23 protein-coding genes, 3 tRNA genes and 2 pseudogenes are annotated in these 21,407 nt (G+C 54.7%); 15 read left to right on the top strand and 13 right to left on the bottom strand.

Going from position 1 to position 21,407, the window contains the following annotated elements; all coding sequences use genetic code 11:
- Window positions 1–9: 9 nt before the first annotated feature.
- From ACWKV5_RS17995 to ACWKV5_RS17985, 3 genes are all read right to left on the bottom strand, one after another.
- Window positions 10–291, bottom strand: a complete 282-nt coding sequence (locus ACWKV5_RS17995) for a peptidylprolyl isomerase (protein ID WP_027923796.1) — start codon at window positions 289–291, stop codon at window positions 10–12.
- 82 nt (window positions 292–373) lie between these two features.
- Window positions 374–1,255 (bottom strand): lipase family alpha/beta hydrolase, encoded by an 882-nt coding sequence (locus ACWKV5_RS17990; RefSeq protein WP_483842384.1) that lies wholly within the window; start codon window positions 1,253–1,255, stop codon window positions 374–376.
- A gap of 296 nt (window positions 1,256–1,551) precedes the next feature.
- Complete coding sequence (locus tag ACWKV5_RS17985; protein WP_483842383.1) at window positions 1,552–2,640, bottom strand: 3-deoxy-7-phosphoheptulonate synthase; 1,089 nt, start codon at window positions 2,638–2,640, stop codon at window positions 1,552–1,554.
- A 626-nt stretch (window positions 2,641–3,266) separates the two neighbouring features.
- Here ACWKV5_RS17985 and ACWKV5_RS17980 point away from each other — a divergent pair.
- From ACWKV5_RS17980 to ACWKV5_RS17945, 8 genes are all read left to right on the top strand, one after another.
- Window positions 3,267–4,025: a carbon-nitrogen hydrolase family protein gene (locus ACWKV5_RS17980; RefSeq protein WP_483842382.1), complete on the top strand. Its 759-nt coding sequence runs from the start codon at window positions 3,267–3,269 to the stop codon at window positions 4,023–4,025.
- Window positions 4,026–4,469, top strand: a complete 444-nt coding sequence (locus ACWKV5_RS17975) for a GNAT family N-acetyltransferase (protein ID WP_483842381.1) — start codon at window positions 4,026–4,028, stop codon at window positions 4,467–4,469. It begins immediately after the preceding gene.
- Window positions 4,470–4,596: 127 nt separating this feature from the next.
- Entirely contained in the window at window positions 4,597–5,238 is a 642-nt protein-coding gene (gene gacA, locus ACWKV5_RS17970; protein ID WP_008015884.1) for a response regulator transcription factor GacA, read from the top strand.
- A gap of 2 nt (window positions 5,239–5,240) precedes the next feature.
- Window positions 5,241–7,064: an excinuclease ABC subunit UvrC gene (uvrC, locus tag ACWKV5_RS17965; protein WP_483842380.1), complete on the top strand. Its 1,824-nt coding sequence runs from the start codon at window positions 5,241–5,243 to the stop codon at window positions 7,062–7,064.
- 32 nt (window positions 7,065–7,096) lie between these two features.
- On the top strand, window positions 7,097–7,657 hold the full coding sequence (pgsA, locus tag ACWKV5_RS17960) for a CDP-diacylglycerol--glycerol-3-phosphate 3-phosphatidyltransferase (RefSeq protein WP_483842379.1): 561 nt from the start codon (window positions 7,097–7,099) through the stop codon (window positions 7,655–7,657).
- 63 nt (window positions 7,658–7,720) lie between these two features.
- Window positions 7,721–7,796, top strand: a tRNA-Gly gene (locus tag ACWKV5_RS17955).
- A 45-nt stretch (window positions 7,797–7,841) separates the two neighbouring features.
- Window positions 7,842–7,915 (top strand) — tRNA-Cys (locus ACWKV5_RS17950).
- 194 nt (window positions 7,916–8,109) lie between these two features.
- Window positions 8,110–8,196 (top strand) — tRNA-Leu (locus tag ACWKV5_RS17945).
- Window positions 8,197–8,290: 94 nt separating this feature from the next.
- On the opposite strand, the pseudogene ACWKV5_RS17940 reads toward ACWKV5_RS17945, so the two are convergent.
- The 4 genes and pseudogenes from ACWKV5_RS17940 to ACWKV5_RS17925 form a co-directional block, all read right to left on the bottom strand.
- A pseudogene (locus tag ACWKV5_RS17940) lies at window positions 8,291–8,946 on the bottom strand (tyrosine-type recombinase/integrase); the annotation flags it as partial.
- Between the two features lie 264 nt (window positions 8,947–9,210).
- Complete coding sequence (locus tag ACWKV5_RS17935) at window positions 9,211–9,426, bottom strand: hypothetical protein (protein ID WP_483842378.1); 216 nt, start codon at window positions 9,424–9,426, stop codon at window positions 9,211–9,213.
- Window positions 9,423–9,696 (bottom strand): annotated as a pseudogene (locus ACWKV5_RS17930) (ogr/Delta-like zinc finger family protein). Before ACWKV5_RS17930 ends, ACWKV5_RS17935 begins: the two are co-directional and overlap by 4 nt.
- Window positions 9,697–9,724: 28 nt before the next feature.
- Window positions 9,725–9,922, bottom strand: a complete 198-nt coding sequence (locus tag ACWKV5_RS17925; RefSeq protein WP_483842377.1) for a DNA-binding protein — start codon at window positions 9,920–9,922, stop codon at window positions 9,725–9,727.
- On the opposite strand from ACWKV5_RS17925, the gene ACWKV5_RS17920 reads away from it, so the two are divergent.
- Window positions 9,839–10,372, top strand: coding sequence for a helix-turn-helix domain-containing protein (locus tag ACWKV5_RS17920; RefSeq protein ID WP_483842376.1), 534 nt, complete (start codon window positions 9,839–9,841; stop codon window positions 10,370–10,372). The two genes, ACWKV5_RS17925 and ACWKV5_RS17920, sit on opposite strands and share 84 nt — an antisense overlap.
- A gap of 529 nt (window positions 10,373–10,901) precedes the next feature.
- On the opposite strand, the gene ACWKV5_RS17915 is transcribed toward ACWKV5_RS17920, so the two are convergent.
- Window positions 10,902–11,543 (bottom strand): hypothetical protein, encoded by a 642-nt coding sequence (locus tag ACWKV5_RS17915; RefSeq protein ID WP_483842375.1) that lies wholly within the window; start codon window positions 11,541–11,543, stop codon window positions 10,902–10,904.
- Entirely contained in the window at window positions 11,528–13,534 is a 2,007-nt protein-coding gene (locus ACWKV5_RS17910; RefSeq protein WP_483842374.1) for a hypothetical protein, read from the bottom strand. The genes ACWKV5_RS17915 and ACWKV5_RS17910 overlap by 16 nt, the downstream gene beginning before the upstream one ends.
- Before the next feature lie 658 nt (window positions 13,535–14,192).
- Here ACWKV5_RS17910 and ACWKV5_RS17905 point away from each other — a divergent pair.
- The 4 genes from ACWKV5_RS17905 to ACWKV5_RS17890 all read left to right on the top strand — a co-directional run bounded on the left by ACWKV5_RS17905 (window position 14,193) and on the right by ACWKV5_RS17890 (window position 17,223).
- Window positions 14,193–14,537: a DUF6572 domain-containing protein gene (locus tag ACWKV5_RS17905; protein WP_483842373.1), complete on the top strand. Its 345-nt coding sequence runs from the start codon at window positions 14,193–14,195 to the stop codon at window positions 14,535–14,537.
- Window positions 14,534–15,193: a hypothetical protein gene (locus ACWKV5_RS17900; RefSeq protein ID WP_483842372.1), complete on the top strand. Its 660-nt coding sequence runs from the start codon at window positions 14,534–14,536 to the stop codon at window positions 15,191–15,193. The genes ACWKV5_RS17905 and ACWKV5_RS17900 overlap by 4 nt, the downstream gene beginning before the upstream one ends.
- Before the next feature lie 351 nt (window positions 15,194–15,544).
- Window positions 15,545–16,084, top strand: a complete 540-nt coding sequence (locus tag ACWKV5_RS17895; protein WP_483842371.1) for a calmodulin — start codon at window positions 15,545–15,547, stop codon at window positions 16,082–16,084.
- Window positions 16,085–16,806: 722 nt separating this feature from the next.
- The gene (locus tag ACWKV5_RS17890) at window positions 16,807–17,223 is read left to right on the top strand and encodes a hypothetical protein (protein ID WP_483842370.1); all 417 of its coding nucleotides are present in this window, start codon (window positions 16,807–16,809) and stop codon (window positions 17,221–17,223) included.
- Window positions 17,224–17,328: 105 nt separating this feature from the next.
- Here the strand turns inward: ACWKV5_RS17890 and ACWKV5_RS17885 are convergent, their stop codons facing one another.
- Window positions 17,329–18,195 (bottom strand): NAD(P)H-binding protein, encoded by an 867-nt coding sequence (locus tag ACWKV5_RS17885; protein WP_483842439.1) that lies wholly within the window; start codon window positions 18,193–18,195, stop codon window positions 17,329–17,331.
- A 180-nt stretch (window positions 18,196–18,375) separates the two neighbouring features.
- On the opposite strand from ACWKV5_RS17885, the gene ACWKV5_RS17880 reads away from it, so the two are divergent.
- Entirely contained in the window at window positions 18,376–19,068 is a 693-nt protein-coding gene (locus ACWKV5_RS17880; RefSeq protein ID WP_483842369.1) for a TetR/AcrR family transcriptional regulator, read from the top strand.
- A 5-nt stretch (window positions 19,069–19,073) separates the two neighbouring features.
- Here ACWKV5_RS17880 and ACWKV5_RS17875 read toward each other — a convergent pair whose 3' ends face one another.
- Both ACWKV5_RS17875 and ACWKV5_RS17870 read right to left on the bottom strand, forming a co-directional pair.
- Window positions 19,074–19,358, bottom strand: coding sequence for a hypothetical protein (locus ACWKV5_RS17875; protein ID WP_483842368.1), 285 nt, complete (start codon window positions 19,356–19,358; stop codon window positions 19,074–19,076).
- 308 nt (window positions 19,359–19,666) lie between these two features.
- Window positions 19,667–19,897: a hypothetical protein gene (locus tag ACWKV5_RS17870; protein WP_007946177.1), complete on the bottom strand. Its 231-nt coding sequence runs from the start codon at window positions 19,895–19,897 to the stop codon at window positions 19,667–19,669.
- Between ACWKV5_RS17870 and ACWKV5_RS17865 the strand changes: the two genes are divergently transcribed.
- Window positions 19,878–20,291, top strand: coding sequence for a hypothetical protein (locus tag ACWKV5_RS17865; RefSeq protein ID WP_483842367.1), 414 nt, complete (start codon window positions 19,878–19,880; stop codon window positions 20,289–20,291). The two genes, ACWKV5_RS17870 and ACWKV5_RS17865, sit on opposite strands and share 20 nt — an antisense overlap.
- A gap of 33 nt (window positions 20,292–20,324) precedes the next feature.
- Here the strand turns inward: ACWKV5_RS17865 and ACWKV5_RS17860 are convergent, their stop codons facing one another.
- Entirely contained in the window at window positions 20,325–21,365 is a 1,041-nt protein-coding gene (locus tag ACWKV5_RS17860) for a DNA topoisomerase IB (RefSeq protein WP_483842366.1), read from the bottom strand.
- Between the last annotated feature and the right edge of the window lie 42 nt (window positions 21,366–21,407).

Here is a 21,407-nt window from a genome sequence, read left to right as displayed (position 1 = left end):
GCGGATCGATCAGTCCTGACGACTGGTCACTTCCAGCAAGTGATAACCGAACTGGGTTTTCACTGGGCCTTGTACGACGTTGATTGGAGCGCTGAACACCACGGTGTCGAATTCCTTGACCATCTGGCCAGGACCGAACGAACCCAGGTCGCCGCCTTGACGGCTGGATGGGCAGGTGGAGTTGGCTTTGGCGATTTCGGCGAAATCAGCGCCGCCTTCGATCTGGGCCTTGAGTTCGTTGCACTTGGCTTCCGAGGCAACCAGGATGTGACGGGCAGTGGCTTTAGCCATGGGAAATTCTCCTTTCAATATTCAGTAAAGTGCGGAGCCTACCGGATTCAGTGACCTATTTCTCGTCAAAGTTCCGGACAGATTATAGGCCCGCGTTTCTCAGGCGCTCGGCATGCTGCACATACAACGTCACGGGATCGATGGCTTTGCGAGTCAGGCCGCCTGTATGACCGAGGCTGCTCAGGTGATCCAGCGGGTAGTCGGAGCGGATGACTTTCCCCAGGTGGGAGCTGTAGCGGCCGACTAAACCGTCATTCTGCTCCGCTTCCGTGGTGAAGTAGTGGGAGAAGGCCCGGAGGAATCCGTGCAGTGGATCGAGCGCTTTCAGGCCCTCGTCGAGAAACGTTCCCTGTAACGTGCCGCTCCACGAGTAATAACGCACGCCGTTCACCACATCGCGGCCCTTGCCGCCCCAGGTTTTCGGCAGCCCTTGGGGGTACTTGTCGTTGAAAGCGCCGACGCCTTCGGTGGTCAGCGCATTGAGCGCGGCGACGGCGTTCTGCGGCAAGTGCAGATTGCCGCTGAGCAGCGATACAAAATCGGCGAACAGTGTCGCCACCGTCGCCGCGACATGTTCCGGAAGACGGCCGGGCGTCAGCGCCTTGCGCAGGAAATCGGCCAGTTCCGAGCCGTGGTTCGGGCCACTGACCGAAGTCACCGAAGCCACCGCATGGGGCGCTATCGCCGCCGCATAACGTGCCGCCAATGCTCCCTGGCTGTGGCCGATCAGGTTGACCTTGCCGGCGCCGGTACCTTCCAGCACCCGTTCGATCTGTGCCAGCAGCTGGTCGCCACGTACTTCGTTGCTATGGGTAGCCGACAGGTGCGGGATGAACACCCTGGCTCCCGCACTTCGCAGGGACTGCTTGACGTCATGGAAGAGTTCGGCAGTGCCGATGCGATCAAAGCCGAAAAGCCCGTGGATCAACAGGATAGGGTACTGAGTAGTTGCATTCCGTAGCATGTTCATTCCTTTTTCGCGGTCGTTCAGAGGTGTGCAGATGGGCTCACTCTAAAGCACCCCAGCGCGTCGGCGATGTATGAAGAGTCCGCTGTAAGCTGATGAAAAAGGTATAGAAAATGTAGGAAAGTTCGAATGTGGTTGAGGTCTTGTTCTGAATGTTTCGACATCTTTTGATCTGTAACAGCGCGTTTTCCTGCGATGGCCTACTCAGGAAACGGTTTTGCCTGTCAGTGATGTCCTGTGCTGGTGATCTTGTGGCGAGGGAGCAAGCTCCCTCGCCACAGGTCAGTGTCAGGCTAGCTGACTGGCATTTGCCCGCGCTGCGCTCGAAGCCGGTCGGCGGCCTGGCGCAACAATTCCTCTGTCCCGTTCCAGCCAAGACAGCCGTCGGTCACCGAGACGCCGTAGCGCAGCGATGCACTCAAGGGTTGGCAACCTTCGAACAGATGACTCTCGATCATCATCCCGATCAGCGAACGGTCACCTTGCAGGCGTTGTTCAAGTACGTCATTGAACACTTCCGGCTGCCGCGCCGGGTCTTTGCCACTGTTCGCGTGGCTGCAGTCGACCATGATCCGCGCCGGGATCTTCAGTCGGGTCAAATCACGGTTCACCTGGCCGACGCTGTCGCGGTCGTAGTTCGGCCCCTGATGTCCGCCGCGCAACACCAAGTGCGTGTCGGGATTGCCAGGCGTCTGAATGATTGCCGGATGTCCCTGGCTGTCGACGCCGAAATGTCGGTGCGGATGGGCGGCCGAGCGCATGGCGTCGCTGGCCACGGTCACGCCGCCATCGGTGCCGTTCTTGAAGCCGACCGGCATGTTCAGGCCGCTGGCCATTTCCCGGTGGATCTGTGATTCGGTGGTACGAGCACCAATCGCCACCCAGCTCAGCAGGTCGTCAAAGTAGCCGGCGGCCATGGGTTGTAGCAGTTCGGTGGCAATCGGCAAACCGAGGCGGACCATTTCGCGCATCAGTTCACGCGACAGCGTCAAACCGCCAGCCATGTCATCACTGCCATCCAGGTGCGGGTCGTAGGCCAGGCCTTTCCAGCCGACCGTGGTGCGTGGTTTTTCGACGTAGGCGCGCATCACCAGCAACATTTCATCGCTGACGTCGGTGGCGAGTCGGGCAAGGTTGGCGGCGTATTCGAGGGCGGACTGCGGGTCGTGAATCGAGCAAGGGCCGACGATCACCAGCAAACGGGAGTCTTCACCGTTGAGGATCGCGCGGACCGCGTCGCGGTGAGCGGCGACTTGGCGGCTCAGGGCGTTGCTGAGGGGCAGTTGCTGCTTGAGTTGCAATGAGCTGGGCAGACGCAGGGTCAGCGCTTCATTGGCAGGGTTCAAGGTGGACAGCGGCAGAGCAGAGACGGACGAGTTCATGGCATGGCTTCCTGGGCTGGCGGCGGGTTCGTTCCCGCGCGCTCGGCCCTACTGGGGTGTTCGACAATTGGCCGGATTGGCTGCGTGTGTGTGCTTGCCACCTGTGGGTGACCGATCGGAGGCGGCAGGTTGTCCCGAGCGGAGGCTGGTAAATCGCCAGGCGGTAAAACTGTCGTAACGGTAATAAGTGGCGTAGTTCATGTCGTGAATCCTCAAAGTGTCTGGTGTGTCGCAAAAGTGTTCGGGGCTGAAAAAACAAAACCCCCGGTCGGGAGGCCGACCGGGGGTTTGGAAAACTCTGGCGGCGACCCGTTTAAAGTGGGCGCCGTGTGGGTATCAGGCGCGCCAGTGGCTAAACCAATACCCAAAATAAAAGCTGACCGAAGCACAGACGTCATTCACTCGCGCAGCCGCCACCGAACGCTGAGCGCTGGCAGTTGGAAGCTGTGAGAGGGTGTTGAACATGGTCTGTCTCCGATGGATGCGCCGAGCTTACTAGAGGCCGGTGCGCGGTTTCAATCAGAAAATGCTATCGATTGCAGACGGCGTTTTCTATCGCTTGAGTGCATCCTGCTTTATGACACACTTTGTGTTTTGCCCATCCTCGAACGTCACAAGGACGAAACATGACGCCATTGACCATTGCCGCCGCTCAATCGATCTCGGTCGCCGGTGATCTCGCCGCCAACATTGCCCTGCATCAGCGCTTCATGCAGGTTGCCGCGGAGCAGGGCGTTCAGTTGCTGGTTTTTCCGGAATTGTCGTTGACCGGGTATGAGCGGGGCCTGGCAGCCGAATTGGCCATCGCGCCGGATGCCGAGGTGTTGCAACCGTTGCGGGATTTCGCCCGGGAAGTCGGTGTCACCAGTGTGGTCGGCATGCCGATTCGGCTGTCGGACGATTCGCCAGTATTGATTGGTGCGTTGGTGCTGGGCGCCGATGGTTCACTCGAGGTCTACAGCAAACAGCATCTGCACCCCGGCGAGGAAGTGGCGTTTGCGCCAGGCACCGGTGGCTCGATGTTGACCATCGGTGGCGATAGCGTCGCGCTGGCGGTGTGTGCCGATTTTTCTCACGCCAGTCACGCTGCCGCTGCCGCAGAGCAGGGCGCCGACCTGTATGCCGCCGGTGTGCTGATCACGGAAAACGGCTATGTCCCGGACACCGCGCTTCTGCAAGGTTACGCCAGCACGCATTCAATGACGGTGCTGATGGCCAACCACGGTGGTGCGACCGGAGGCTGGGAGTCTGCAGGACGCAGTGCCATCTGGGCGTCGGACGGTTCGCTGATTGCTGCGGCGCCGGGTACTGGGAATGTAACAGTGGTGGCGCGCCGCGAGGCGGGTAGCTGGAGCGGCACAGTTATTGACGTTACGGAGGCATGAATGCGTTTCGACTGGCGTCTGGCGTCATCCTCCGATCTCGACTTCGCCCGGAAACTGACCTGCGACAACATGCTGCGCTATTACATCCAGCACGATCTGCTTTGGCTGGATCAGGCGTTTGATGTCGCCTGGGCGGGGCGCGAGAGCCGCATGATTGTGCTCGATGACGCGGTGCTGGGTTTTGTCAGTCTGAGTCGCGATGCGAACGCCTTGTACATCCGCGAACTGCATGTGCTCGAAGCGTATCAGGGGCAGGGCGCAGGTGGTTGGGCAATCGATCAAGTCTTTGCGCTGGCGTGCAAGGAGCGACGCCCGGCGTTACGGCTTACCGTTTTTGAAAATAATCCGGCAAAAAAGCTTTACGAACGAAAAGGGCTGAAGGTGGTCGGTCAGGACGAGTGTTTCCTGAGAATGCAGCGTGATATCGGCAGGCTTCATCGCTGAAACGCGCTGGCGACAAGCCTTTCAAGATGTATTGATACTTTTTATATGACGCTTGCCGCTAGGTCTGCCAGTTGCTTTTTGCTAAGGTGTCCGGCAACCCAATAAGACCAATTCGCGAGGTGTCTGCTTGATTAGGGTGCTAGTAGTCGATGACCATGATCTCGTTCGTACAGGCATTACACGAATGCTGGCTGACATCGATGGCCTGCAAGTAGTCGGCCAGGCTGAATCAGGGGAAGAATCCCTGCTGAAAGCGCGTGAGTTGAAACCCGATGTGGTGTTGATGGACGTCAAGATGCCCGGTATCGGCGGTCTTGAAGCCACGCGTAAACTGTTGCGCAGTCATCCGGATATCAAAGTTGTCGCGGTCACCGTCTGTGAGGAAGATCCGTTTCCGACGCGGTTGCTGCAGGCGGGCGCCGCCGGATACCTGACCAAGGGCGCAGGGCTGCCGGAAATGGTCCAGGCGATTCGCCTGGTGTTTGCCGGTCAACGCTATATCAGCCCGCAGATTGCCCAGCAACTGGCGATCAAGTCCTTTCAGCCAACCAACGATTCGCCTTTCGATGCATTGTCCGAGCGCGAGATCCAGATCGCGTTGATGATTGTCGGCTGCCAGAAGGTCCAGATCATTTCCGACAAGCTTTGCCTGTCACCGAAAACGGTCAACACTTACCGTTACCGCATTTTCGAGAAGCTTTCGATCAGCAGTGATGTCGAGCTGACGCTGTTGGCGGTGCGTCACGGCATGGTCGATGCCAGCCTCTGACAATGACTGAAGTCTTCGATCCAAGCGCCTTTCTGTCGACGGTCAGTGGGCGCCCCGGTGTGTATCGCATGTTCGACAGCGATGCGCGCCTGTTGTACGTCGGCAAAGCCAAGAACCTGAAAAATCGCCTGTCGAGCTACTTCCGCAAATCCGGTCTGGCACCCAAGACCGCAGCGCTGGTGGCGCGTATCGCTCAGGTCGAAACCACCATCACCGCCAACGAAACCGAAGCCCTGTTGCTTGAGCAGACGCTGATCAAGGAATGGCGCCCGCCGTACAACATCCTGCTGCGTGATGACAAATCGTACCCTTACGTCTTTCTCTCGGACGGCCAGTTCCCGCGCTTGAGCATTCATCGCGGTGCGAAGAAGGCCAAGGGCAAATACTTTGGGCCGTACCCGAGCGCCGGGGCGATTCGCGAAAGCCTGAGTCTTCTGCAAAAGACCTTTTTTGTCCGCCAGTGTGAAGACAGCTATTACAAGAACCGCACCCGACCTTGCCTTCAATATCAGATCAAGCGTTGCAAGGCGCCGTGTGTGGGGCTGGTCGAGCCCGAGGTGTATGCCGAAGACGTGCGCCACTCGGTGATGTTCCTTGAGGGCCGCAGCAATGCGCTGACGGACGAGTTGTCCGCGGGCATGGAAGAGGCAGCGATCAACCTCGAGTTCGAGCGCGCCGCCGAATTGCGCGACCAGATTTCATTGTTGCGTCGAGTCCAGGACCAGCAAAGCATGGAGGGCGGCACCGGCGATATCGACGTGATCGCCGCCTTCGTCAATCCGGGTGGCGCGTGCGTCCACTTGATCAGCGTGCGCGGCGGTCGGGTATTGGGCAGCAAGAACTTCTTCCCGCAAACCGGTATCGACGAAGACGTTTCCGAAGTCATGGCCGCCTTCCTCGGGCAATACTTCATCACCAGCCCCGAGCGCGATTTGCCGAGCGAACTGATCGTCAACGTGGTTCATGAAGACTTCCCGACACTGATTGAGGCCATCGAAGCCCTGCGCGGGCGTGAACTGACCATCAGTCATCGGGTGCGTGGCACGCGAGCGCGCTGGCAGCAACTGGCGGTCACGAACGCCGAGCAGGCCTTGAGTGCGCGCCTGGCGAACCGTCAGCACGTCGCGGCACGTTTCGAAGCGCTGGCGGAAGTCTTGAACCTGGACGAGCCACCGCAGCGCCTGGAGTGCTACGACATCAGCCATTCCAGCGGCGAAGCCACCGTGGCGTCTTGCGTGGTGTTTGGCCCGGAAGGCCCGATCAAATCCGATTATCGCCGCTACAACATCGAAGGCGTAACGGCGGGGGATGACTACGCCGCGATGCATCAGGCCTTGACCCGTCGCTTCAGCAAGCTGAAGGACGGAGAGGGCAAGCTGCCGGATATTCTGTTGGTGGACGGCGGCAAAGGTCAGTTGTCCATGGCGCGTGATGTGCTGAATGAGCTGGCGGTGCCGGACCTGATTCTGTTGGGCGTGGCCAAAGGGGCGACGCGCAAGGCCGGTTTTGAAACCTTGTACCTCAACGACGCGGCCCACGAATTCACCTTGCGCGGTGATTCCCCCGCGCTGCATTTGATTCAGCAAATACGCGACGAAGCTCACCGTTTCGCCATTACCGGGCACCGCGCTCGCCGTGGCAAAACCCGTCGCACGTCCACGCTGGAAGGCGTCGCCGGCGTCGGGCCGACACGACGTCGCGATTTATTGAAACATTTTGGTGGATTGCAGGAGCTGTCTCGTGCCAGCATCGAAGAGATCGCCAAAGCACCCGGGATCAGTAAAAAGCTCGCAGAGTTGATTTATGCAAATCTGCACAGCGAGTAGAATGCCAACTCACCTCGTAGCCAGTTGTGCCGATGAATATCCCTAATCTGATTACCGTTCTACGCGTCCTGCTCATCCCGATCTTCATTTTGCTGTTCTACCTGCCTTACCAATGGAGCTACGTGGCCTCCGCCTCGGTCTTCGCCTTTGCTGCCGCCACAGACTGGCTGGATGGTTATCTGGCTCGACGCCTGGAGCAAAGCACTCCGTTCGGGGCGTTCCTTGATCCTGTGGCTGACAAGCTGATGGTCGCCGTCGCACTGGTCTTGCTGGTGCAGGAACATGGCAACCTGTGGCTCACGCTGCCGGCCGCCGTCATCATCGGTCGCGAAATTGTCGTTTCGGCATTACGCGAATGGATGGCCGAACTCGGCGCCCGTGCTCACGTCGCCGTATCGAACCTGGGCAAATGGAAAACCGCCGCGCAAATGCTAGCGCTGGTGATCCTGCTGGCCAATCCGTCAGACTTTACCTTCTGGGTCTTGATCGGTTATGCCTTGTTGCTGGTGTCTGCGGGCCTGACATTGTGGTCCATGGTCCAGTACTTGCGGGCTGCCTGGCCACATCTGAAGACCGACGTTGAAAAGAAATAAAACTTTTTTGAATCAAGGGGTTGACGGGGCTTCTGGATTCTATAGAATGCGCCACACCAAGACGCGGGAATAGCTCAGTTGGTAGAGCACGACCTTGCCAAGGTCGGGGTCGCGAGTTCGAGTCTCGTTTCCCGCTCCAAGTTTGAACACATTTGTTGTTGTGCTACTGACAGCAAATGTTTGAGGCCGAGTAGCAAAATGGTTATGCAGTGGATTGCAAATCCACCTACGCCGGTTCGATTCCGACCTCGGCCTCCACTATAAACAAGCTCCGTAGATCTATGATTTACGGAGCTTTTTTATTTCCGCAGCCCTGCAAGATTTTGTCTTGAAAGGGTCAACTGCGAACTTGCTTCACCGGGGCGGGGTGTATATATTTCCCCCTCTGTTGCACAAGCGTCAGAACTGCCAGGTCTTCATTTGTCAGTCTCAGACTGCTTCACCGCGCTACCGCCCGAATGGCGAAACTGGTAGACGCATGGGACTTAAAATCCCCCGCTCGTAAGGGCGTGCCGGTTCGATTCCGGCTTCGGGCACCATGAATATCAAGGGCTTACGTGATATACCTCACGTAAGCCCTTATTTCTTTGCTCCGCAAAAACTAACCTCTGCTCCGCAATCCTCGACCACCCGTCATTTTGTGGGTGTGACCTTCATCCCTTTGCGCATTCGAATGTACTGTTCCGTCATCCCAACGGTGGTGTGCCCCAGTTGATCGCGTGCTGCTCGAATATTGCCTGTCGACTCCTCCTTATCTGTCGCCGCCTTCGCCCTCAAATCACGCATCTGAAAGTCAGCTTTCGGAATGCCCGCCGCTTCTCGCGCATCATCAAATCGCTTCCTGAGCATGCTGGTCGTCAAAGGCTGACCGTTTTCCAGGACGACAAGGCGAGTAGATCGAATCTTGTAGCCGGCTTTGCGCGCCATAATCCGGGAAATTACAACTTTCAGTTCGCCGACTACCTCAATGCGTCGTTTTACGCCTGTTTTCCCTTGTTGCACCGAAAGCTGTCCATCGCGAATGTCTCGCTCGTCCATCTTTAACGTAGCGGCAACCCGTTGTGCCGTGAGATAGAACAGATCCAAGGCATCTTTCAGCGGTTGCTCTGCGTGCTGATAGACCTTTAATAGAAGGTCATCCTCGACGTAAATGTCTCGCCCGGTCTCTTTGTTCCCTTTTATCCCTGAACAAGGGTTTGCCAGTGAGGTGTAACCGCTCTGGCGAGCGAAGTTCCAAATCGAGCTGAGGAGTGCCTCTCACGATTTGCGCGGACAGGGGCGGTCTTTTGAGCGGTACCGCAGGTAGCGATCAGTGAGTCATGCCGCAAATGTTCGGACACCGCAATGAAGCGCTCCTCATACCAGTGCGCATTGAACTGGTCGGCATACTCCGCTCGAAGCGTTTCAAGCAACATTCCCGCCTGTTCACGGGGCGGGGTGGTGAAGATATTCACGTCGTTTTCCATGCTTACCTCAAATTTTTGGCGCACCTCACCCATACCTATTGCGGCATAGGTGTGAGGCTTGTTGAACTGGGGGTGACATGGTGTTTATCAGGCGGCTGCCTGGATCTCACTCCACGCCAAGTGCACCAGCTTTGTTGCTGTGTTGGTGGGCACTTCAAGGGCCACGATCAGATGGCGTACGCGGCTTTCAAAGAGCTGATCGGAGTCCGACAGGTATTGCGCCTGGTGACGTAGCAGATACGCATGAGCGGCTTCCTGCATGCTGGTGCGGTAATCCTGAAAAGAATCTTGCGTGAGGGTCATTGTGCGGTCTCCAATCCTTGGCTTGGCAGCAGTTCCAGCTGGTCGCTGCCGTGTTTCATGGCTTCACGACGCAACGCCGTGTCAGCCAGTGCGAGCTTGACGGTAGGGTTGGCGATACCGCTGGGGCTCATCTCATGAGTCATCTCGAATTCAGCGCGTACCGACCAGCCGCAGGCTTCTTTGGTGCATTGCAAAAATATGGGTTCCTTCGCTGGTGCGTATCCGCATTCGAGAGTGGCAGTGAGGGCAAACCAGTTTATAAGTGCTCAATGGGTGCTTCCTTGCGCTGTGTACCTCATCAACTGACTGAGCCTTCCTTGATACCCAGTAGCACCACGGCGCGATGCGCCTGACCGCGGCGCCCCTTTTTTCGGCCGTTGAGTAAATCGCTGACCAAGTCGCTGTTTAGTTCGTGCTGGCGGGAAAACTCGGCAAGGCTAATCCCTTTTCGATCGAGTGCTGCTCGGGCTTGCTCGGGGGTAAGAGGGGCGGGCATAGCGTCCATTCGTGGGCATCCGTGGTTATTTGCCGCCGTTATGACCAAGCAGTTGTGCTTGCAAAGGGTGAATGCTTGAGAAATTGTGCATCTGAAGAAGACTTTGACGTTGGCGTAGGCGATCGCTTGCGCGAGGAAAGGACATTGCTGGGCTTCAATCAGGATGCCTTTGCGCAGCTCGGTGGTATCACTCGCAACACCCAAGGCAGCTATGTAAAAGGCGAGCGAAACCCCGATTCTGCTTACCTCATCGCCGTGGAAAACGCAGGCGTCGATGTGCTGTACGTCTTGACAGACGAACGTTTGAAGCGGGCTGCTGAAGGATTGGACGAGGCAGAAAAACAGATGATCTATCAGTTCAGAACGCTGTCCGGATATGACCAAAAAGCAGTGCATCGTATCGTGAATGCCATGTCCGAAGTCACCATTCTTTCGAACACCAGGAAATAACTCGTCGATATTTACAACATTCGTTACGACGGATTTCAGTTTTATTTTTCGCACGCCTAAGTAACGTTGCATCTGCAATACACTTAATGGAGTAGTGAAAATGTTGGATCAGGATAATAAAGAGAACATTCGCGGGGATAGAATCGATAGCGAAAATTCTGAGCTGACCCAAGATGAGTGGAATCTTCTTACATGGTATAGAGATGTGTCTGAGCTAGATCAGGATTATATCTGTCATGTTGCGCGGGTGCTGGCGAGCGCGCTCGGATAGCTGGAGTTATAAGGGAAAGCTATTTTAATGAATGGCGCTGATAGCGCCAAAGGAGCCCGGCCAAGCGCCGGGTTTTTGTTTGAGTTTTGTCTGGGCGCGCCGCATCGGTGTGATCGGCACACGTCGTAACAATTGTTTGCGAAACGCTAGCCAATGCTGTCTATTGCGCAAACAACATTAGCAGACGCGGACGAGGGATCTTGACTTCATACGGTCGGCGTTAGGCGGTACCCTGGGTAGTAAATGGCAAAACGCGTATCAATCCGGGTAGTTCCACACTATAGGCCCGCAATCTGAAACGGCTATAGGCGTGCCGTGTGTCTTTTTTGGAACGTTAACATCAAATTCTCTAGTTGCGTTGCGCTTAACCTCGATTTCAACAACGCTGTTCATTTTTGAAGGGGTTCCAGCGTTTCCATCGTAGCCCATGCATATTGCTATTGACGCTCCCTTGTTTACGTCCCGAAAAATCATATCCTGATCACTATTGCTATCAGTAGGCTTGATACGCAGTTGATCAATCTGCTGACCTTGGTTTTCGACAAGTAGAAAATAGCTGGAGTTGATTTTTTGCTCTTGTATTTCGGCATTTTGCGTTGCGTCCGAAAGCAGGGCCCGAAGTTCAGTCAGGCACGGCGTATTTGCCAATTGAACCTCTCGACCACCCGACAATTTGAAAATATTTGAACCATTTACAAAAATACATTTTTGCAATGTCGCAGGGTCCCCTACGGACAGCCAGCCTACTTTAACGTTATCCGGCCTAAAGACAAAGTCGATGATATTTTGATAGTTGGAAATCAAGGCGGCTACAAATCCAAGGGCCGCTCCACCACCAACTATCATCTCTTTTAACCCAATTTTTTCCGACTTCGGAGGTGTCGCTAATTTTTTGGGCATTTTATACTCCTGTTAGCAAATTCACGCTTTATCAGCGCGTTGATGTCGACAGTAAGGTCAACAAGTTTGGTGTTCAGCTCAGTATCCGGTTTTTGATTTTGTTTCATGGCGATTGCGACGCGCTGAACTACACTTGCATCGCGCTGTTCTTGCGAAACACTAGCATTCAACTCTGCAGCATCAAGACCAAAGTTGAAAATTCCCCAACCGTAGGCATATGCCAGATTCAAGTGCTCAACTGTCTGTGATCTGAAGGTTACATTTGACATTGAAAGGAATGCCTTGACCTTTTCTACTTCTATAGGATTCGACATCAGTGTACACATCGCCTTTTTCGCGTACGGTGTATAGTCTGTAGTTGCAATATATTTTTTTGACACTCCAGCAAGATCTAGCTCCTTGTTGTGTTTGCCCCCGGCAGATTGCACGACCACGCTAGACTCCCCCACAGCATTGCTATAGAACTTCAATATGTCCGCATTCAAGGATTGCATATAAGGGACCGCAGCAAGCATCGCCCTCATGGATCTCTCTCCAAAGGCAGTGACAAGCCCCTCGACCACAAATGGATAGTCATCAGATCGCTGCGGGTTGTAGTAGGCATGTGCCAACTCATGTAAAAGAACGGCACCGACTCCATCAAACATACTTTTCACTGATCCTGGACCGGCAGTTGCTTCCGCAGCGACACGAGAATACACGCGATCTTCATGTTCGCAGTATTGTCCTGCCTCGGTCACGCTAGCGCCTCCACACCAAGCCAGGGGAGCATTCTTCAACCAATAAATTTCTAGCGGTGCACTTTGGCGTTGGCCCTGCCGATCAACCGGACGAAAGGCGGGCATCAGTTCGTTATTAGCACGTGCCTTTTGTGCATCCGACCGCAGTGAAAGGATATAGCTCTCAATTAAGTACAGCTGGCCTAGGTGCTTCGCGTGTAGCCCCTGCGACGCAAGATTGCTCGCTATGTTTTGTAAGCTATTGTCGTTGCTTGGAAACTTTTGCTTGATACTACTTTGTATGCTCTCGCCACCCGATATTCCTAATATGATTTCTGCCATTTCACCGATCGAGACAGCAACAGTTTCTGAGGTAAAGAGACGTACCGATTCGCCCTCGACGCCAAAGTCATGTTCCCTTATTAATCCCTGCTCAGTAACCTGCGCAGACCATTTTATATCCTTGGAAGCATCCATTAGCTTTTTTACAAAATCGTTCTTGAAGTAGTCATTAAGCACTTTTAGATGACCCGGTTTAGTTTGCTGCGCACCCCAGACGAGTGGCAAAATTTGGAAAATTTGATACGCTGAGCGCACACTCGATGGCATTGGTGCATCTAGTGTCATTTTTCGATATTCGATTAATTGTTCTATATCTGGGGGCGGGTTCTTTAGCTGCTCCAATATCGTTATTGATGTCACGCCATGTGTTTCTAGAGCCTTAATCAACAGTTCTAGTTCTTTTGCTTGCCAAGGGTAGGCGCAAAAGTAGGTAACCTCTGGTGGGATGGCCTGTCCGGTGGATATTGCCTGGCCGAAGTATTGGTCAAGGCACGCTGGTGTGGACCAGATATTTACACTTGGTATAACCTCTGGTCTTAATTTCTCAACGGGGAGATCCGGGGTTGGAGGCATGGGCATGTCATTGTTATTGCCAGGCCAAACAAACTGCCGTACAAAAAGAAAGCCGCCACCGAGTATGCAAATCAACAAAAAAAGCCGCAGCGCCTCTGTTCCATGGTCTTTCCCACTTGCTTGGCCAGTTGAGGTCTTATTAGGTGAAGCTTGGTCGTATGAGCTACTGTCAGGTGAGGCCTGATCTGGGGAGGCCTGAGCGGGAGAAGTCTTATCGGGTGACGACTGAGGAGGCGATGGACTGGCCATCATCAATCCAATTGCATAACCCAACGCGCCTCCAACAGTGCCACCCACGGAGCCGAAGAAAAGCTGCCCAATGATGCCCAGTCCAAGAACCCAAGCGAGCTGTATCATGACCTCTGTTCCTCTAAAAAAGTGATGGGAACAGCATTTTCTTCGTCATTTACCGAAAATAAAAAGCGCATGTTTCCACGGCAAAATATCGATTTTTAAGGTCGTTGAGGATCTTTGATCGTGTGCGCAATAGTTAAAACGAAATTTAGAATGAGTAAAGAAGCTGTGGAGGGTTTTGTCGAGGTTTTTTATTGTTGGGGATGGAGTTTTTTTAGGTGTTTCATCCACATAACAACTCTCCTGAAAATTAAAAAAATGGTATTGCATGCTAATTTTTTGGAATTAAGCATATAGCTTTCTCGTTATGATAGATGCTTGACGCACTACTGTTTTGGCGGGTCAATGCCTGAAAAAATCTCTACCTTAGAAAAGAGATGGCCCAAGCATAATGCAGGACTGAGCCCGCATCAGAGGATTGGGCGCGTTTGGGTTAATTGCCTTTGATTTCTTCGGGCTTCCACGCCTGGTCGCTGAGTTTGCGGTGACGCGGGAAGGTAAAGGGCTGCTCTTTTTCCCGCAACCTCCGAAGGCAATTAACGGCCGAGCATAAAGCGTTTTAAGTCACCCCGCGGCCATTTTAAGAGATGTCTTACATCCCCGCTTCCATCCTTCCTGTAAGGTCGCCTTCGACCAAACCCGACACCCTGAGGGAACAGCTATGTCCATCCTGGAAACAAAAGTCGTCGATATTTGCGCAGTCCCAAAAGCGGAGCCCGATAAGGTCATACTTGTGATTGCGGATCACCTCGGCTGGGAGAAAGCCGAAGAGGGCGAGCATCTATTGATGCTGCAAGAAAAGATCAATACCTACCTCGCCTTTTACGAAAGCGGGGAGGTTTTCGAATCGCTGCCATCGGCACAAGGGAAGGCGCCTGTTATTCGCATCATCGGCAAATACCCGCTTTCGAATGAAGCTGAGACGTTCATTGATCGCGCTACGCCGGTTTTACGTGACGCTGGCATCGAGTTGGAATTTGTGCACAAGGTTTCTTCAGAGTCATGAGTATCGAACTGAAGAGCATTGTGAAGGCCTGTTTGCTGATCCTTGCGTTATGGCTCGCGCAATTCCTTGAGCATGACACGCAGACCATTCTGATTTTCACGACAGTTTTGTCATGCGGTGCGATTTTTGCCATTTGCAACCGTGGAAAGCTCAGTGTTTTTGTACGAAATTGGCCCAGCTCCCTCGTTTACACCGCTGTCATTCTCTACGTTTGCAAAATCATCGCTGAGAAGTCGATCAATGCCAGAACGGGTATTGAAGTGGAGAACATCAGGTACGCATCCACCATCGGTGGATTCATTTACTCCATTCCCTTATCAATGATACTGATCAGCCTTTACATGTTTTTTCTGCTGGGAGCTAAAAAGCTCACTGGTCTTGAAGCGAAGCCCAACACCCGAGAAAAAGAGCGGGTCCCTGCGTTGGAAATATTCTTCGTTGGCTCGCTCCTTGGCCTAGGAATGCTCGCCTTGTCGCCGGCAGATGTTTTGCTTCGATATGCAGTGCTCGCCGACGCGACCAAGGTGACCACCTGTGGTCCGGTCGCAGATGAGGTCGTTTACATCCGTAAAAATCCAGACACCTGCGCCAGGATCCACGTGAATCTGTTTAAGGGAATCTACGACTTCACCGATGTTCCCGGTAAGGCTGGCTGAGACACGAATGTGCCGTCTCATAAAAATTGACCGCTTCAGTATCGACTGAGGCGGTTTTTTTTCTGAAAAGTCCAGCAGTCTCTAAATCCCGGGGGCTATGGGAGCTTCGAGATTTATTTGAAGAGGTCGTCACTGATTACCTGGAGACGTGCGCCGTAAAACCCCCAATCTTCCAGCAGGCTTTCGGAGTGAAGCGGATGTGAGCGGTTGTCGCATCCATGGTGCACCAATATAAAAAATTATTTTTTACTGCGAATTGATATAGCTATCCTGTTATTTCTAACAGTAGACAACGGTGTGTTAGAGCCCACAATAAGTGAGGTTAAAACATTTTTATAGAGGACTAATAACATGGCCGCCGGTGCGAATCAGCTAACAGAAGAACAGATAGCAGAATTTAAAAAAGTCTTCAGTTATATTGATAAAGATGGTGGTGGCACTATTACTACTAAAGAGCTTGGCAGCGTGCTGGGGTCTTTAGGTCAGAATCCTACCGAAGCAGAACTCCAGGATATGATAGGCGAGGTGGATGTTGATGGTAATGGAACCCTTGATTTTGCTGAGTTTCTCTCGGTGATGGCCGCTAAGATGGAAGGCACTGATTCTGAAGAAGAGATAAGAGAAGTTTTTAGAGTGTTTGACAAGGACGGCAATGGCTTCATCAGCGCGGCAGAACTTCGTCATGTGATGACAAACTTAGGGGAAAGACTTTCCGACGAAGAGATCGAGGAAATGATCAGGGAGGTGGATATCGATGGAGATGGTCAGGTGAATTACGAGGCGTTTGTCAGAGCGATGATGTGTGAGGAGCCGTCGTCGCTGGTATGGCGTTACATAAAATCAAAATTAATAATTATCCAAAGCGTACTTGCAATAAAACTTGGCGGTTGATTGTATTGCTTTGTTGATAAAGTTGAGTGTCAGAGAAGGTTCGGAAATAACACGAGTTATCCTCGATCTGCTGATCGTTAGATTCTCAAAATACGGGAAACCTTCGTAAAACATTTCGATACCGAGGGAGATGCATCGAATCACTGCTTAATTTTTCTTAACCTTATTGCGCGTTGCGGCCTAGCGCTTCAACGCGCCGGTGCCCTGTTATCACTCTGCCTGAATCAACTTTCTCCCAACCCACTCCGCCACCTGCGTAACAACGGCGTTTCCGGCACCAAAAGCCTCTGCAAGGTTGGCCGCATCCAGTCCGAGGCAAACCCCATCATCCTCAGACGCTCGCTGCCGCTCAGCCATCTGATCCCATCCGTTCGGGTGAGCGACGAAAGTGGTACAGCCCATAGCGATTTGGGAAGCGGCTTTGTCTGCCAGTAGAGTATTGGCAGCCCAGGCATCCGCGGGGCGTGGCCACTGGATCGATTGAGACGCTGGAGGTATTGCGTCCACTGGCGCGGCGTCAGCCAGGAACTCGAAGGGGGGCATTCGTCGATAACCTGCGACCAGAGTTTGCGGCAGCAGTGGCCGCAGCGTATGTCCTGCATGGAATCGTCCTTGATGCTTCAGTTATTGACGCGAGTTTGTATCCGGAGGGGGCTTATGGCCAGAAGACAAGCAGAAACCCGTAAGGAACCTGATACTTCGATCAACGCAAGGTTGAGTCGATGCAGGCGTTGCCGCTTGCTTTGATGCCGACTCGCACGCTTGAGCCTCGTGCACGGCAAATTTTCGAGATGATTATCAGCATGAGGCCATCGACCATGTGGGGAACCTATGACCTGCAATTGGCGACCGACTTGGCCGAGATCAATGCCAGGATCGAATGGACTCAGGAGGTTTTGGCCGTCGAGGGTGACGCACTGACGACTCGCCTCGGAACGCCAATAATCAATTTTAAAATCAAGGGTTTGCGGGCGAAAGCTGATGCAAACCCTTGTTTGTTTCTGGTCCGCAATTTTAGAGATTGCTCCGCAATCACGCTTGAAAACTACTGTGCCCCTAGCGCCCGATCAGCAACCTTGGCGTTATGGACAAGTCGGCTCAGCGCTACGGCGATGATGACCGACAGCAAAGGCCAGTAGATGAAAATCACTTTCAAGAACACGGCGTCACCTCGCGTGTTACTGCGCCAAGCCAAATCGGCGTCCCATCATAGTGCCCACAACATGACAGGATGAGTATTGATCTCATTCGTGATGTTTGCCGTATTTTTTAGCTAAACCTTCGTTCGCCCAAACACCCGTATCCGCGGTGCGCCGCACATAATCGCTGAAGTCCCGGGCGGGCCGGCCCAGTGCGCGCTGGACGCCATCGGCAAGGGGCGTGTTGCGCCCGTCGAGCACTGTGGTGAAGAGGTACAACACCAGGTCGATCAATTCAGCTGGCAGTTGCGCCTGTTCCAACGCCTCTTCATAGGCATTCGGCGGCACAGCGACGAAGCGGATATCGCGGCCGGTCCCTCGGGCGATCTCATCGACCGCCTCGGCAAACGTCAGCGCCCGTGGCCCGGTCAGTTCATAAAGCTGGCCGGAGTGTCCGGGTTGGGTCAGCGCCAGCACAGCAATCTCGGCGATGTCTTCCACGTCGACAAAGGGCTCGGCGATACTGCCGACGGGAAGGGCCAGCTCTCCCTGAATATTCGGCTCCAGAAAATGCGCCTCACTGAAGTTCTGGAAGAACCAGCTGCAGCGCAGGATGGTCCAGTCGACGCCACTGTTCTGTATGACGCGTTCGGCGTCCTCCGCTTCGGCCTCTCCGCGTCCGGACAGCAACACCAGTTTGCCAACGCCGTTTTTCACGGCCAGGTCGGTAAACGCCTGCACCGTTTCGACGGCACCTGGTACGGCGAGGTCCGGTTGATAGGAAATGTATACGGTGTCGATGCCATCAAGCGCTGCCTCCCAGGTGCTGCGATCCTCCCAGTCGAACGGTGGATTGGCGCCGCGAGAGCCCCGGCGCACGGGCAATCCTGCATTTTTCAGACGTTGAGTAATCCTGCTCCCTGTTTTACCGGTCGCACCGAGAATGAGGATGCGGTCTTGAGAGGTCTTCATCGCGTTCATCTCCATCGGGTTAATGTGAGTGATACTCACGTTATAAAGATGATAAACGCTCACGTTATGCAGTCAACTAACGAAAGAGCGGAAACCGACGTACGGCTATACCTATTTGGGTGTGTTGATGGGCGGTGCTAAGGTGAGTGCATGTCATGTTATTGATCGGAGAGCGCGTCAGTGCCGAAGAAAACCACCACAGAGCGCGAGCAGAGGGTTTCAGAGCCGACCCGACGCAACCCCACGCAGCAGCGCAGTCGCGAGCGGCAGGAGCGAATTCTGGCCGTTGCAACGAAGCTGATTGCAACCAAGGGCAGCGATTCGCTGAAGATGAGTGAAATTGCCGAACGCTCGGAGATTTCGATCGGCTCGCTTTATCAGTATTTTCCGGACAAGAGCTCGGTGATCCGCACGCTGGCCGAGCGTTTCAACGCAGAGAGTCGCCGTTGCATAGAAACGGCATTGGTAGCGGTCCAGGATGCGCAAGGGTTGCACGAGGCCTATTCGGACCTGCTGGAGCAGTATTACGACATCGCTCAGGCAGAGCCGGTAATGCGTGATATCTGGTCCGGGATGCAGGCTGACAAGCAATTGCTGGCACTCGAGCTGGGGGAAAGTCGAGTGGCGGGCAGGTTGCTGGCGGATGCGATGCTTCGGGTGTTTCCAGGCAGTGATACTCAGCAAGTCGCAGATACGGCTTTTCTGATCTGGCAGTTGGGCGAGGCGACCATGCGTTTGGCCATTACCTGTGCACCGGAAGAGGGGCGGCGACTGTTCGAAGCGTTCAAGCGCATGTCGCTCGCTGAAGTGATGGCGCCCGCTAGCGCGTTGATCAGCAGTGGGTCGAGCGAAGTCGACCCCGCTGTCGAATGAGCCTGCTACACAAAAGGCTGGCCGCTAAAGCCACGAGGCAGTCTTTGCAACCCGGCCATGGCGGTTAGCCGTTCGGTCCAGGCTGCGCGCCAGTCATTGGCGGTATGAGTGGCTTTGGCCTTGCGTGCGGCCCGGCGTGTTGCATTGCGTTGATCCTTGCGCGCTTCCTTGTACGCATCAGTGTTTCGGCAGCTTCTGCATTTCACACGGTTCAGTTCTTGAGTGGACGTAAGATTGCTGCCTTTGTGACCGCAGGCCAGATGCCCGCTGACTTTGTAGTGGGTGACCATGGAACGTCTCCTTCGCGACGTGTCATCGTTTGACCCCCCGCAAACGCTAGGGTTCGCTGACAGCCGGATGGGCAAAAAAAAGGTCTGCATGCGGGCAGACCAAGGTGATTCTTCAAAGGAGTGATTCACTGTAGGGCGCGCGTTGTAAATGCGGCGTGAAAGAAATGTCGCAAAAAAAAGCCCAGCGCCAGGCCGGGTTTGCGGGTGAAACGGCAGACACTCAGGCACGCACAATCGCGGTGACGCTAAGGTCGCCGTTCATGCGTCCTGAAACAGGCTCTGTTCTGGCGTCGATTGCCTCGTCCTGATCATCTGAACCGTGGGAGGGGCGGGTCGACAGGTTTTAGCGACGACAGCGTGTTTCGAATCAGGGGAGTGTCTTTTTCGATGTCGTTCAGCCGATCACGAATTCTGAGGGCAGTTGGATGCCCCCCTTGATGATCGACCCAGTCGGCAATTTCCTTGCACGCGGCGGCAAGTCGAGCCTGCCGGGAGTCAAGCAGGGTGAGGAGGGTGGTGATGGACTCTTTTTCGGACATGGAAAACACCTCCGTTGAAGAAACCTGGCAAATGGCAACAAAAAGCCCGCCAGGTGCGAGCTTTCTGCCGTTGGGGTCGCTGCTCCTTCAGCTGTTTTTCAGTATAGACCCGGAACAGACAGGTACCTGTTCATCATCCTTGCCGGGCCATCACTTGCGATGTGGCGTTCAGCCGTTGGCATTCCCGTCTGGCATCGGCTTCCGCGTCAAAGCCGTCACCGATGAAACCCTGCGTGCGAGTGTCGGCGATGCGGTACCAGACCGCGGCGTCGGGTGGCGGGTGACCGGCTTCTCCGGCCCGGCGGCCATGAATGATGATCTTGTTGCAACGTTTCACAACGAAAATGTCTTCCATGGCGTCACCGCAGCTGATTCTTGTTCAGATCAACTATAGAAGTTCTTTGTGATCGTGCAAAAAATAGACAGGTCAGTTCGTCGCTTCAGCGCTGGCGATCATGCGCTCAAGGAACATGGCCATCCCGACTTCCTCTGCCTTGAGCCCTTTACGCAACCTTGGCCGAGGCAACTCAGCCAGAGCGCCGAGCATAAAAGCGTCGAGCACCGCCGGGTGGATGTAGCATTTGCGGCACACCGCGGGCGTGTTGCCTAACTGCCTGGCGACGTTCTTGACCATCTCTACCACATGGCGTTTTGCATCCGACTCCGGCTCCCACTGCAATTCGCGCAACACCGATAACGCCAGCACACTGCCTGCCCACGTGCGGTAATCCTTGGCGGTGAAATCGGCCCCAGTGAGGGTCTGCAGGTAGGCGTTGACGTCGGCAGAACTGACGGTGTGTCGCTCGCCGTTTTCATCCAGATACTGAAACAGGTTTTGCCCGGGGATTTCCTGGCAACGCTTGATGATGCGGGCCAGGCGTCGGTCTCTCACCGTGATCTGGTGCTCGACGCCACTCTTGCCGCGAAACTGGAAGCGAATCGCACTGCCGTTGACTTCAACGTGACGGCTGCGCAACGTCGTCAGGCCGTAGGAACGATTGTCCCGGGCGTACTGCGTGTTGCCGACCCGGATCAGCGTCGCATCGAGCAAGGTAATGACGGTGGCCATGACCTTTTCTCGGCTGAAGCCGGGTGCGGCCAACAGCGTTTCAAGCTGTTTGCGCAGTTTTGGCAGCGCCAGGCCAAAGTCGCGCAGGCGCGAGTATTTGTCGGCATCGCGCACTTCGCGCCAGCGCGAGTGGTAGCGATATTGCTTGCGACCGCGAGCGTCGCGGCCGGTGGCTTGCAGATGGCCGCGCGGGTCGGCGCAAATCCACACATCCGTATAGGCCGGCGGTACGGCGAGTGCGTTGAGGCGTTTGATTTCGTCCGGATCGGTAATGCGCTGGCCCGCAGGATCGAAATAACAAAACTTGCCACGCAGCAGCTTGCGGCTGATTCCGGGCTGCGTGTCATCGACATAGTGCAGGTCGGGCGGCAGTACATCGGGCAGTGCGATATCGGACATGGCGAGTCAACCTCGACAACAAATCAGGGGTCAGTACAGCCA

Source organism: Pseudomonas oplopanacis (assembly GCF_057128725.1).
Note: the sequence above shows the minus strand (reverse complement) of the source record. Positions and strands in the feature narration are given on the sequence as shown.